This is a genomic window from Luteibacter sp. 621 (assembly GCF_050435445.1).
Taxonomy (GTDB): domain Bacteria; phylum Pseudomonadota; class Gammaproteobacteria; order Xanthomonadales; family Rhodanobacteraceae; genus Luteibacter.
Genome location: NZ_JBNDKI010000008.1, coordinates 177,164 through 189,828, shown reverse-complemented (window position 1 = coordinate 189,828; position 12,665 = coordinate 177,164). Strand labels below are relative to the sequence as shown.

The 12,665-nt window shown below is 64.1% G+C and carries 10 protein-coding genes and 1 tRNA gene; 8 read left to right on the top strand and 3 right to left on the bottom strand.

The genetic code is table 11. The annotated features are described in order from the left end of the window. Window positions 1-145: 145 nt before the first annotated feature. Window positions 146-1,978 carry an ABC transporter ATP-binding protein gene (locus ABIE56_RS11300; protein ID WP_429243908.1) on the top strand — a complete coding sequence of 611 codons (1,833 nt, stop codon included), beginning with the start codon at window positions 146-148 and terminating at the stop codon, window positions 1,976-1,978. A 3-nt stretch (window positions 1,979-1,981) separates the two neighbouring features. On the opposite strand, the gene ABIE56_RS11295 is transcribed toward ABIE56_RS11300, so the two are convergent. Next, entirely contained in the window at window positions 1,982-2,860 is an 879-nt protein-coding gene (locus tag ABIE56_RS11295) for a LysR substrate-binding domain-containing protein (protein ID WP_429243907.1), read from the bottom strand. 103 nt (window positions 2,861-2,963) lie between these two features. Here ABIE56_RS11295 and ABIE56_RS11290 point away from each other — a divergent pair, with 103 nt between their 5' ends. Next, window positions 2,964-3,866 carry a DMT family transporter gene (locus ABIE56_RS11290; RefSeq protein ID WP_429243906.1) on the top strand — a complete coding sequence of 301 codons (903 nt, stop codon included), beginning with the start codon at window positions 2,964-2,966 and terminating at the stop codon, window positions 3,864-3,866. 70 nt (window positions 3,867-3,936) lie between these two features. Then, on the top strand, window positions 3,937-5,565 hold the full coding sequence (locus ABIE56_RS11285) for a serine hydrolase (protein WP_429243905.1): 1,629 nt from the start codon (window positions 3,937-3,939) through the stop codon (window positions 5,563-5,565). Window positions 5,566-5,665: 100 nt separating this feature from the next. Here the strand turns inward: ABIE56_RS11285 and ABIE56_RS11280 are convergent, their stop codons facing one another. Beyond that, the gene (locus ABIE56_RS11280) at window positions 5,666-8,080 is read right to left on the bottom strand and encodes a DUF3772 domain-containing protein (RefSeq protein WP_429243904.1); all 2,415 of its coding nucleotides are present in this window, start codon (window positions 8,078-8,080) and stop codon (window positions 5,666-5,668) included. A gap of 160 nt (window positions 8,081-8,240) precedes the next feature. Between ABIE56_RS11280 and tpiA the strand changes: the two genes are divergently transcribed. The 5 genes from tpiA (at window position 8,241) to ABIE56_RS11255 (ending at window position 12,181) form a co-directional block, all read left to right on the top strand. Next, the gene (tpiA, locus tag ABIE56_RS11275) at window positions 8,241-8,999 is read left to right on the top strand and encodes a triose-phosphate isomerase (RefSeq protein ID WP_429243903.1); all 759 of its coding nucleotides are present in this window, start codon (window positions 8,241-8,243) and stop codon (window positions 8,997-8,999) included. A 25-nt stretch (window positions 9,000-9,024) separates the two neighbouring features. Further along, the gene (secG, locus tag ABIE56_RS11270) at window positions 9,025-9,471 is read left to right on the top strand and encodes a preprotein translocase subunit SecG (RefSeq protein ID WP_429243902.1); all 447 of its coding nucleotides are present in this window, start codon (window positions 9,025-9,027) and stop codon (window positions 9,469-9,471) included. A gap of 30 nt (window positions 9,472-9,501) precedes the next feature. Then, window positions 9,502-9,586, top strand: a tRNA-Leu gene (locus ABIE56_RS11265). A gap of 162 nt (window positions 9,587-9,748) precedes the next feature. After that, complete coding sequence (locus tag ABIE56_RS11260; protein ID WP_429243901.1) at window positions 9,749-9,994, top strand: hypothetical protein; 246 nt, start codon at window positions 9,749-9,751, stop codon at window positions 9,992-9,994. Window positions 9,995-10,123: 129 nt separating this feature from the next. Next, on the top strand, window positions 10,124-12,181 hold the full coding sequence (locus ABIE56_RS11255) for a putative bifunctional diguanylate cyclase/phosphodiesterase (protein WP_429243900.1): 2,058 nt from the start codon (window positions 10,124-10,126) through the stop codon (window positions 12,179-12,181). Window positions 12,182-12,187: 6 nt separating this feature from the next. On the opposite strand, the gene ABIE56_RS11250 is transcribed toward ABIE56_RS11255, so the two are convergent. Then, window positions 12,188-12,664 carry a YaiI/YqxD family protein gene (locus tag ABIE56_RS11250; protein ID WP_429243899.1) on the bottom strand — a complete coding sequence of 159 codons (477 nt, stop codon included), beginning with the start codon at window positions 12,662-12,664 and terminating at the stop codon, window positions 12,188-12,190. Between the last annotated feature and the right edge of the window lies 1 nt (window position 12,665).

The following is a 12,665-nucleotide window of genomic DNA, read 5'->3' as shown; positions in this document are numbered from 1 at the left end:
CCCCGCCCCCACCACCGCCGCGGGCGGGCGGCGCGGGCGCGGCGCGCCCCCCCCCCCCCCCCCCCCCCCCCCCCCCCCCCCGCTCCTACAGGGCGTGTCGCCGCCGGAAATGCGGCCGCCATGGCACAGGCGTACAATCCGCCGCATGATCTTCCGCTGGTTTGAATCCCTGATCGATGTCTTCCGCGACGCGCCCGATAAAGCTCCGCCGAAGACCGTTGTGCGTTTCTATGTCCATTACCTGCGCCAGGTATGGAAGTTGTTCGTCGTGGCGTTGGCTTTCGGCCTTGCCGTGGCGCTGGTGGAAGTCGCGCTGTTCGATTTCCTCGGCCGCGTCGTGGATATGGCACAGAAGACGCCGGCGGCAACGTTCTTCCAGACCCACATGCAGGCCCTGGTGTGGATGGCCTTTGTCGTGGTCATCCTGCGGCCGCTTTTCATCGGCATCCACGACCTGCTGGTGAACCAGGCGATCAACCCTGGCCTCACTGCCATGGTGCGCTGGCAGCAGCACCGCTACGTGCTGAAGCAGAGTCTGGCGTTCTTCCAGAACGATTTCGCCGGCCGCATCGCCAACCGCATCATGCAGACCGGGCCGTCGTTGCGTGAATCGGCGGTGCAAGTCGTCGATGCCATGTGGTACGTCTCCGTTTACGCGGGTACGTCGATCTACCTGTTCGCCAAGGCCGATATCTGGCTGGCGTTGCCGCTGGTGCTGTGGATCGGCGGGTACGTGGGCATGCTGGTGTTCTTCGTGCCGCGGGTGAAGGAGCGTTCGTGGCATGCCTCGGAAGCGCGCTCGAAGCTGATGGGCCGCATCGTCGATGGCTACAGCAACATCATGACGCTCAAGCTGTTCGCGCACACTAACCGCGAGGAAGGCTATGCCAAGGAGGCCATCCGCGAGCAGACCGAGAAGCTGCGCGCGCAGAACCGCATCATCACCACGATGGATTTCTCGATCACCTCGCTCAATGGCCTGCTGATCGCTGGCACCAGCGCGCTGGCGCTGTGGCTATGGGTGCGCGGCACCGTATCGACCGGGCAGGTGGCCCTGGCCGTCGGCCTGGTCATCCGCATCAACAACATGTCCGGCTGGATCATGTGGGTGGTCAACGGCATTTTCGACAATATCGGTACGGTGCAGGATGGCATCACCACCATCTCGCAGGAGCGCACCGTGGTCGACCGGCCCGATGCGCTGCCGTTGCAGGTGTCGAAGGGCGAGGTTCGCTTCGACGATATCCACTTCCACTACGGCAAGGCCGGTGGCGTGATCAGTGGCCTGGACCTGATCGTGCGCCCGGGTGAAAAGATCGGCCTCGTGGGGCCATCCGGCGCAGGCAAGTCCACGCTGGTGAACGTGTTGCTACGCCTTTACGACCTCGAAGAAGGCCACATCCTGATCGATGGCCAGGATATCGCGCGGGTCACCCAGGAATCGCTGCGCTCGCAGATTGGCGTGGTGACGCAGGATACGTCGCTGCTGCATCGTTCAATCCGCGACAACCTGCTCTACGGACGCCCCGATGCGAGCGATGCCGATATGGCCGAAGCGGTGCGCAAGGCGCGCGCCGATGAGTTCATCCCGTTGCTTTCCGATGGCGAGGGGCGCACCGGCTACGACGCCCATGCGGGCGAGCGTGGCGTGAAGCTTTCCGGCGGCCAGCGCCAGCGCATCGCCATTGCGCGCGTGCTGCTGAAGGATGCGCCGATCCTGGTGATGGATGAGGCGACCTCGGCGCTGGATTCCGAAGCGGAGGCCGCGATCCAGGAAAGCCTGGAGACGCTGATGCAGGGCAAGACCGTGATCGCCATCGCGCACCGGCTTTCCACCATTGCGCGGATGGATCGCCTGGTGGTGATGGAAAAGGGCGCGATCGTCGAAACGGGAACGCATGCCGAACTCATTGCGCACGGTGGCCTGTATGCGCGCCTGTGGGCGCACCAGACCGGCGGTTTTGTCGGCGTCGAGTAATCCCTACAGCAGCATCGCTGCGGCTTCGCGTTCCAGCCAGTTGATGAAGGCTTGCGCGGCCGCCGTGGGTGAGCGGTTGGCGGTGTGCACCACGTAGTAGGCGTACTTCGTGGGCAGCGCTGGCCCAGGCAGCCGAACCAGCCGGCCATCCGCCAGGTGCGCGCCTGCCAGCCGGGTGCGGGCGAGCACGGCGCCCAGGCCCGTGGCGGCGGCGTTCAGGCCATCGGCCGAATCGCTGAGCGTATGCACCGTGCCGGTACGCGGGTAGCGCAGGCCTGCGGCCTTGAACCACTCGCGCCAGCCTTCGGGCGAGATATCCGCCAGCAGGGGCAGGGTGGCTACATCGGCCGGCTCGCGCACGCGGCTGGCGAGCTCGGGTGGGGCGAGGGGTTGCAGTGAATCGTCCATCAGGTAGCGGGAGGTGAGGCCCGGCCACGCGCCGAGCCCGTAGCGGATGCCGATATCCGGGCCGGCTTCGTCAAAGCGCACGAGCGTACGGTCCGTATCGATCGATAGCCGCACGTCAGGGTGGATATCCGCAAAGCGGCGTAGCCTGGGCACCAGCCAGTTGGCCGCCAATGAGGGCAGCACGCTGATGCGTACCCCATGGTCGCGGCGGTGCTGGCGCAGGCTGTCGAGCACCGATTCAACTTCGCCCAGGGCCGAGCCCGCCGCATCGGCCAGTAACCGCCCCTCGGGGGTTAGCGCCACGCCGCGCGCATGCCGCTGGAACAGGCTCACGCCCAGGGCGAGCTCCAGCTTGCGCACGTGGTGGCTTACGGCGCTGGCGGTGAGGTGCAGTTCCTCGGCGGCGTGGGCGAAGTTCTGGTGCCGGGCGGCGGAGGCGAAGGCGGCAAGGGCAGGGAGAAGGGCAGAGCGCATGGGGGCGAGGGTTGAATCGTTTGATAGGCTGGCGTGCAAAGAATGCGCTTGTCCGGGCCCATGTTCCAGCGACAATGTAAGGCCAGACACAAGTGAGGTTCGTATGTCCGCCGCAGCCGAATCCCCCGTGGACCCGATCACACCCGTGGCCGAGCGCGACTGGCGCACCGGGGCTGAGCTGGTTGCCCTCGGCGCTATCTGGGGCGGGTCGTTCCTGTTCATGCGCGTGGCCGCGAAGGACTTTGGGCCGTTCCCGATGGTCGCCACGCGCCTCGCTTTTGGCTCGGCCATCCTGCTGCCGTTGCTGTGGCGTGCGCGGAGCACCATCCGTGTTGCGCACCTGTGGAAGATGCTGCTGCTTGGCGGCCTGAGCGCCGCCATCCCGTTCACCTTGTTTGCCTGGGGCGCCGAACGGGCGCCGGCGGGCATTGGCGCCATCGCCAATAGCATGACCGTGCTGTTCGCTGCACTCGTAGCTTTCGTCGGCTTTGGCGAGAAGATCGGTACGCGCAAGGCTATTGCCCTGGTCGCGGGCTTTGCGGGTGTCGTGATCCTGGCCAGTGGCAAGACCGCCGGTGAAAACGTGGGCATGGCGGCGCTGGCCGGCGCTGCGGCATCGTTCTGCTACGGCCTGGCCGCCAACCTGATCAAGCGTTTCCTTTCGGATATCGCTCCCACGGCGGTGGCAGCGGGCTGCCTGCTGGGTGCCACCCTGCTCACCGCGCCACTGGCGTGGCTGACCTGGCCGGAGGCGCCCATCCCGGCAAAGTCGTGGGCTTGCGTGGTCGCGCTTGGCGTGCTTTCCACGGGCCTGGCCTACGCGTTCTACTTCCGCCTTATCCAGAAAATCGGCGCGCCCCGCGCGGCGACCTCTACCTACCTCGTGCCGCTGTTCGGCGTGGCCTGGGCGTGGATGTTCCTGGGCGAGGCACTTACGCCGACCATGGCGCTCGCCGGCGCCATCATCCTGGGTAGCGTGCTCTTCAGCCAGAAAAGCAAGGCCTAAGCGCTCTCTTCCGTAACAGCGCCTGGCGCGGCATAGTCTGGAACACCGTTTTTCCAGCAGGGGTTACCCAATGTCGCGTCTCCGCCATGTCCTCGCCTTCGGGGTTGCATCGTTTGCTTTCGCGCTGGCCGCGCAGGCGCAGGATGCGACATCGGCTCCAGCCGCCGTCGCCGCTGATTCGCGGCCTGTCGCGCTGGCTGATTTCGATGCGTATGTCGACGCCACCCGCAAGCAGTTCGACGTACCCGGTATCGCCGTGGCGATCGTGAAGGACGGCAAGATCGTGCTCGAGATGGGCTCGGGCGTGCGCAAGCTCGGCGATCCGGCCAAGGTGGATGCGCATACCCGTTTCGCTATCGCATCGAACACCAAGGCGTTCACCGCCGCCTCGCTGGCTATCCTGGCTGACGAGAAAAAGCTCGACATGAATGACCGCGTGGTGGACAGGCTGCCCTGGTTCCAGATGTCGGATCCGTACGTGACCCGCGAAATGCGCGTGCGCGACTTGCTGGCCCACCGCAGCGGCCTTAGCCTGGGTGCCGGCGATCTGCTGTATTGGCCGGCGACCACGTACACCACCAAGGAGGTGGTGGAGCGGCTGCGCTATGTGCCGATCGCCAACAGCTTCCGCGCCGAGTACGCCTACGACAACATTCTGTTCGCCGTGGCGGGGTTGGTCATCGAGCAGGTGTCCGGCCGGCCGTGGGCGGATTTCGTGCGTGATCGCATCTTCCAGCCGCTGGGTATGACCGAATCGATCACCAGTGCGCCCGACCATATCAACCCCGGTGACGACACCGCTATCGGCCACGCGAAGTTCGACTTCAAGGACCTGAAGCCGGTCGACCCTATGTCGTGGAACAACAACCCCTCCGCGGGCGGTATCTACTCCAGCGTGCATGATCTTTCCAAGTGGATGACCATGCAGCTCGCCGGTGGCGTGTATACCGATGCCAACGGCAAGCAGCAGCGCTTGTTCTCGGCAGCGCGGCAGAAGGAAATGTGGTCGCTGCTCACGCCCATCCGCATTCCCGAGCCGAGCGTGCCGGAGCTGAAGGCCGCCGTGCCGAACTTCTCAGGCTACGGCGAGGGCTGGTTTGTCTCCGATTACCGCGGGCACAAGCTGGTGTGGCACACCGGCGGCTGGCCGGGCATGGTCTCGCGCCTTACCTTGGTACCAGACCTGAATCTTGGCGTGGTGGTGCTCACCAACCAGGAGAGCGGCGCCGCGTTCCAGGCCGTGACCATGCGCGCGCTGGATGCCTACATGGATGCGCCGAAGACGGACTGGATCGCTGCCTACGCCGCCTCGGTAAAGAAGGCCGAAGGCAACGCCGACGACAGCATGAAGCAGCACGAGGCCGCTCGTATGAAGGGGGCGAAGCCCTCGCTGGCGCTCGATGGCTATGTCGGCACGTATCGTGATCCCTGGTATGGGGACGTCAAGGTGTCGAAGCAGGCTGGCAAGCTGGTCCTGAGCTTTACAAAGACGGCCCAGCTCACCGGCACGCTTGAGCCGTGGCAGCACGATACGTTCATCGCGCACTGGAACGACCGCTCGCTCAACGGCGATGCGTTCGTTAACTTCGCCCTGGATCCCGATGGCAAGGTGCGCGAAGTGCGCATGGAGCCGGTGTCGCCGCTGACGGATTTCAGCTTCGACTTCCAGGATCTGCGGTTGGCGCCGGTGAAGAATTAAGCGCACGGCTTCACCGCCGTGTTGGCTTTCGCGTGCAAGCACGCTCCTACACGAGCTTGGTTCTTGTGTAGGAGCGTGCTTGCACGCGATCCCGGTTACCTCACGCGTCGGGATCCGTGGAGGCCTTCGGCGCGGCGGCGCCGGTCGGCCCGATCAGGTCACCCATGTTCCCGCCCGAGCGCAACACCAGGTCCTGTGGCCGCAGCAGCGGGATGTCCGCGCCACGCAGGCGAGCAATGATTTCGAACAGCAGGTCGCTCTTCACCCCACCCACGTCGCGCGGGCTGCCCACGTAGCACGTGATTGAGAAGGTCATGGCCGCACGGTCGATGCTGTCCAGGGTGACGGAGGGTGCCGGTGTTTCCGCGACGCCCTGGTGATCCTGCATGGCGGCCAGTACGTGTTCCCGCACGGATACCGGATCCGAATCCAGCGGCATGGGCAACTTGATCAGAACACGGCCTTGTGGGTTGGCCATGGTCATGTTGCGCACGGGCTTGGTGATAAACGACGAGTTCGGAACGATGATGGTGGAGCGGTCGGCCACCTGGATTTCCGTGGCGCGGACATTGATGCGGCGGATATCGCCCTCGGCATCATCGAGGACGACCCAGTCGCCGACCTTTACCGGTCGCTCGGCCAGCAGGATCAGGCCAGAAATGAAATTCTGCACGATGGCCTGGAGGCCGAAGCCGATGCCGACCGAGAGGGCGGAGGCGACCCACGCAATGTTCTGTAGCGACAGGCCCAGCGAGAGCAGGGCGATCGACACCACGATGACGATGCCGACATAGCCGAGCAACGTGGTGAGCGATGTGCGCATGCCGGGGTCGAGGCTTGTCCGCGGCAGGTACTGGTCCGCGAGCCATCCCTTCACGATGCGCACGGCGAGCAAGCCTGCGAAAAACACCCCGATACCGCCGAGGATCTGTGCGGGTTGCAGGGTGACGCCAGCCACCTTCAGCTGCTGCACCTTGCTGGCCAGGTCGATGATGTCGGAGGTGCCGGCACCAAAGCCAGAGATCACCGCGGTAAGGCCAAACAGGAACAAGGCCAGGCGCGATACGCCGGAGAGCAGGACACCGGCCTGGTCCAGCAGCTTCGGGTGGGTTCCGAAGATGGCCTGCGCACGTGCGCTCATCGGCCCCTTTTCAGAGAGTAGGGTTTCGAACAGGTCATCGACCAGGCGCATGGCCAGATAGGTCGCCGAAATGACGATTAGCGTCCATACGACCTGGCCCGCCATCCAGGAAGCGAAGGCGATAAAGCCACTGAGCAGGCCTAGCCACGACGCGACGATGGCCACCCATGCGGCGGCGATGAACAGGCTCGCCCACACCGGGCGTGGCGGTTCCGTGCTTCCTTCTTCGGTGACGTGGTGGGTGCGGCTGAGGCGGATCAGCGCAAGCGCCGTGAGCACGGTCAGCACCACCGCCTGCAGGCTGCTCGTGAGCACTTCCGCGGCGAGGCTGGTGCCGATGACGCGGTTGAGTACGCGCAGGAAATAGAAGACGACAACGGCAATGGAGAACAGCATCGGGAAGCGACGCAGGCTCAGGGCCGTTTCGTCCGATATCGACGGCAGGCGCCACGACGGCCGCTTCACCGAGATCAGTGCACGGCCAAGACCGGCAATGAACGCCCCAAAGAAAACGAGATGGACGATGGCCTTCGCCACTTCGTTGGTTTCATCGCTGAACGTATCGCGCCAGTTGAGGCCGACGTACAGCAGTTGCGTACCGATGCCCGTGGTGAGTGCCGAGGTCAGGGTAATGCCAACAATGAGGGCCGATCGGCGCAGGCGCCCCGGGGGCATGCGGTTCGCTGTAAGGCTGCGCACGCGCGATTCGATCCAGAACCTCACGCCGGTCATCAGCAGCAAGCCGACGAGCACGCAACTGATCAGCGCCGTGCGGTTGCCATTGGCCCAGCTATCGGCGATATCGGCCTGCGCCTGTGCCGCGAATTCACGCACATTCGCCGAATCACGTGGGAAGGCCTTGGCTGGTTCGGACCAGAACGGGCGCGAAAGCGGCGAGTAGCTTTGCCGGGAAATCCTCTCCTGGAACCGTGTGCGGCGCAGGTCGGAAAGGGCGTTGGCCGTTTGCGTGGCTTCCAGGGCCATGGCGTCGGCCTGCTTGATCTGGCCATCCACCGCATCGAACGCCTTCTGGGCATCCTTGCGGGCCTGGATGACCTCGGGGGGCTCCTTGGCGCCGCCGGTGGGCGCCGGGCCGAGCTGGTCGACGCGGGCCTTGGCGGCGTCGCGGCTGCCCTGCAGCGAGCTCGATACCTTTTGGGCCTTGCTTCCTACGTCGTTGGCCTGGGCGCGCAGGTCGTCGATCTGGCCATCGGGCACATCGGCAGCCTTCATCGTCTTTTCGACGGTGTCCAGCTGCCCACGCAGGTCGTCCAGCTGTTGGGCAGGGGTTGCCGCAGCATCCCCATCCTGGGCCAGGGCGACGCCCGTTCCGGCAAGGAGCAGGGCAATGAAGAGAATTCTCAATATACGCATGGGGCAATGATAGGCCGGATCTGCCAAGCTCAAATGCCCGAAGCATGCGTTACCCTCGGTGAACGCAGCATGCGGACCTTTCCATGCGGCGTTGCAGCTTTGCCCATCACGGGCCCGCGGCTATCCTGCCGCCCCTTTGCCACTGCCTGGAAGCCAAGCCATGCGCAAGAAGCTGGTCGCCGGAAACTGGAAGATGCACGGCTCGCGAACCATGGCCGACAAGCTCGTCCGCGATATCGTGGAGGACTTGCCCGATGGCACCGACGTGCTCGTTTTTCCTCCCGACGTGTTTCTCCATGAACTGACGGAAAAGTACGGCGACCGGGGCCTGGGCTTCGGGGCGCAGAACCTTTCCGAGCACCATGTGCAGGGGGCGTTCACCGGTGAGGTCTCGGGCGCCATGCTGCGCGACGTGGGCGCCACGTGGGTGCTGGTCGGCCATTCCGAGCGCCGCCAGTACCAGCACGAGTCCGACGCACTGCTGGCCAAGAAGTTCGAGGCTGCGCGCCAGGCAGGGCTTACCCCGATCCTGTGCGTGGGCGAGACAAAGGAAGAGCATGAGGCCGGGCAGGCCGAGGCGGTGATCGGCCGCCAGCTTGCCGCTGTGCTCGATCACAACGGGATTGAGCCGTTCCGCGAAGCGATCATCGCTTATGAGCCGGTCTGGGCCATCGGCACCGGCCTCACGGCCACGCCGGAGAAGGTGCAAAAAATTCATTCGTTCATCCGTAGCCAACTGGCAAAAAAGGATGCTAATATCTCGCTCCTGACCCGGGTGCTTTACGGCGGAAGCGTCAAGCCGGCCAATGCGGCCGAGCTTTTCGCCCAGCCAGATGTAGACGGGGGACTGATCGGCGGTGCTGCCCTGGTGGCCTCCGATTTCCTGGATATATGCAAATGCGCCGCGGCGCGTCGATAATTCGCGACTCGGCAAACAAGAAGACATGTTCATTCTCTTCAGCGTTTTCTATATCCTGATCGCCGCAGCCATGATCGTGCTGATTCTTATGCAGCGCGGTGCGGGTGCGGAGGCAGGTTCTGGTTTCGGTGGCGGTGCATCCGCTACCGTGTTCGGTGCACGCGGCTCGTCCAGCTTCATGACGCGAGCCACTGCGGTGCTGGCCACGTTGTTCTTCCTGTTGAGCCTCGGCATGGGTATTTACCTGGGCCGTACGGGTAACCCCCAGCCAACGGCAGATCTCGGCGTGATGTCTGGCGCTACCGCCCCGGCGGTCCCGGCAAATAGCACGGCGGCTCCGGCCACCGATGTTCCGAAGGCCCCGGCGGCCAACGGTGATGTCCCGGCAGCCACGGCACCGGCGGCAAACAATGAGGTTCCGGCCCCGCAGCAGGCAGCCAACCCGGCGTCCGCTTCGACGGCCAAGAAGTAATCAGGCAACACCCCGGTTTTTAAAAGTTATGCCCAGGTGGCGGAATTGGTAGACGCACTACCTTGAGGTGGTAGCGGCTTAGGTCGTGGGGGTTCGAGTCCCCCCTTGGGCACCAACATAGATTCGGATCAACCTCAGCCGGATCGCAAAGAAACCCGCGAAAGCGGGTTTTTTTGTGTCCGCCGGCCTGGCGCCTACATAGCTTCCGTCAATCCCTGACATCCAGCCGTGTCGCGGGTAGGTAACCTTCACATTCACTGTGATGGAGGAGCAAGTGATGGCCGAAGTAACCCGGGATGAGCTCAATGCACGATTTGAGGCCTTGCGGCTGGAGATCGGTTCGTCAAAGGCAGAGGTCCTCCTTGCAGTAAAGGAGGAGGTGCATACGCTACGGATCTGGGTACTCACGGGTGCGGTGGCCGCCCTCTGCTCCTTGCTTGGTGTTGTCGTCACGAACCTTCCCCATGTGCGCGGTGCCGGCGTTGCTATGCCGCTGGCCGAGGGCCGAATACCACCCAGATAAAATCGAACGCCTACGAAAAGCTGTCATCTGGCCAGCCATTTTCGGCAAATTGGCTCAAGAAATCGCCGAAACTACCGAAATTGATGGGATGAGGTGCGAACCCCGTTCTCCCCATTGCAGGGTCCAATAATGCTCGCCAGCAGTTACAGCAACGTTCTTGTCGCGTTCTCGTTCGTCGTAGCCATCCTGGCTTCCTACACGGCGTTGAACATGGCTGGGCGTGTGGCTGGCACCCGTGGCCGCGCATCGGCGCTCTGGCTGCTGGGTGGCTCATTCGCCATGGGGCTGGGCATCTGGGCCATGCACTTCGTGGGCATGCTGGCTTTCAGCTTGCCCATCACCCTTGGCTACGATATCGAGCTTACGGCGTTCTCGCTGGTGATTGCCGTGGGCTCATCCGCATTTGCGCTGTGGCTGGTATGCCAGAGTGAATTGCCACGCCGCCGCCTCGTGGTCGGCGCCCTCCTGATGGGGGCGGGCATTTCCGCCATGCACTACACGGGCATGGCCGCGATGCGCATGGTGCCCGGAGTCATTTACGATCCGCTGCTGTTTTCGCTATCTATCCTCTTCGCCGTGCTCGCTTCAGGCGCAGCGCTGTGGATCGCCTTCCGCCTTCGCCGGGATGCCCGGCGTATCTGGGTTGCGCGTTTCGGCGCATCGCTGGTGATGGGCTGCGCTATCGTCGGCATGCACTACACGGGCATGGCCGCCGCTAACTTCCCGGAGGGGAGTTGGTGTGGCGCGGCGGTAGCCGGGGGCATCGACGTGAAATACCTCGCCGTCGTCGTCATCGTGGTGACGCTCTCCGTATTTGCCATCGCACTGGCCGTGGCCATGCTGGATGCGCGTGCGAGCATGCTGGCCACGTCGCTCGACCGCGCCAACAGCGAACTGCTGCAACTGGCGCTGCACGATAACCTCACGCGGTTGCCGAACCGCGTGCTGCTTGAAGATCGTATCGACCAGGCTATCCATAACGCGTCGCGCAGTGGTCGACGCTTCGCTGTCCTCTTCCTCGATCTCGATGGTTTCAAGGCGGTAAACGACGTCTACGGGCACCACGTCGGCGATGAGCTGCTAAGGGAGGTTTCGCGCCGCATCCTGGCATGCAAGCGCGACGAGGAGACCGTGGCGCGACTGGGTGGCGACGAGTTTGTTGTCGTGGTCGATATCCGCAGCCCGGAAGATGCGGCCATTCTGGCCGAGGAGCTGGTGGATCTGTTGAGTGAGCCGTACGCCATCAACAACGTAACGGCCCACGTGTCCGCCAGTGTGGGCATTTCGCTTTACCCGGAAAACGGCCGTACGCGTCACGATCTCATGATCAATGCCGATGCGGCCATGTACCACGCGAAAGAGCAGGGGCGTCGTGCCTTTCGCTTTTTCGAGATGGCCATGAACGCCAACGTGCACCAGCAGCTGAAGCTTCAGCAGGACCTGCGCCGCGCACTCGACCGCAACGAATTCACGCTGCATTACCAGCCCAAGCTGGTGTCGCCGAATGGTCCCATGGTGGGCGCTGAAGCCTTGCTTCGATGGAACAAGCCGGGCGAAGGGCTCGTTCCCCCTGATCAGTTCCTGCCGGTGGCCGAACGCACGGGGCTCATCGTGCCGATCGGTAACTGGGTTATCGATGAGGCCTGCCGGCAGATGCGCGCGTGGCGCGATGCCGGGCACGCCGAATGGACCGTCGCGGTGAACGTTTCCACGGCGCAGCTCAACCATGCGGGCCTGGTGGACACCCTGCGCGATGCGCTCGTCCGTCATCGCATTGAACCGCGCCACCTCACCGTAGAGGTCACTGAATCCACGGCGATGCGCGATGCGGAGACAAGCCTCGCCATTCTCAACCAGGTGGCGGCGCTGGGCGTGGGCATCTCCATCGATGACTTCGGAACCGGCTACTCTAGCTTGCTCTACCTCAAGCAGCTGCCGGCCGATGAATTGAAGATCGATCGCGGGTTCGTTACCGAGCTTGCCTGCGGGAACGATGATGAGGCGATCGTCTCGGCGATTATCGCCCTCGGCAAGACGCTAGGCCTGAAGATCGTGGCCGAGGGCGTCGAGACGGTGGAGCAGCAGGAGCTCCTGACGCGGTTGGGCTGCAATGCGTTGCAGGGCTACCTGCTCGGCAGCCCTGTTTCGGCGGACGAATTGCCCCGCACGCTCCCGGCGACGGCCTGATCGGCGCTATTGACCCGGCCGTGCGCGTCGACGCGCAAGCCACTTGTCGAGCTCATTGGCAAAGTTCTGGCGGTCGCGCGGGTGCATGGCGGCCGGGCCGCCGGTGTCAACGCCAGCGCCGCGCAACTCTTCCATGAAGTTACGCATGGAGAGCCGCGCCGCGATAGTGTCGCGGGTAAACATCTCACCGCGCGGATGCAGCGCCATCGCGCCTTTATCAATGGCCAGCGCAGCCAGCGGGATATCCTGGGTCACCACAAGGTCGCCCGCTTCGACGCGGCGGACGATCTCGTCATCGGCGACATCGAAGCCACCCGGTACCTGGATCGAGCGGATGAACTTCGACGCAGGTGTTCGTATCCACTGGTTCGCCACCAGGGTCGTCTCGACCTGTTCGCGCTCGGCGGCGCGGAACAGGATGTCCTTGATGACGTTGGGGCAGGCATCGGCATCCACCCAGATTTTCGCAATGAGCGCGTCCATC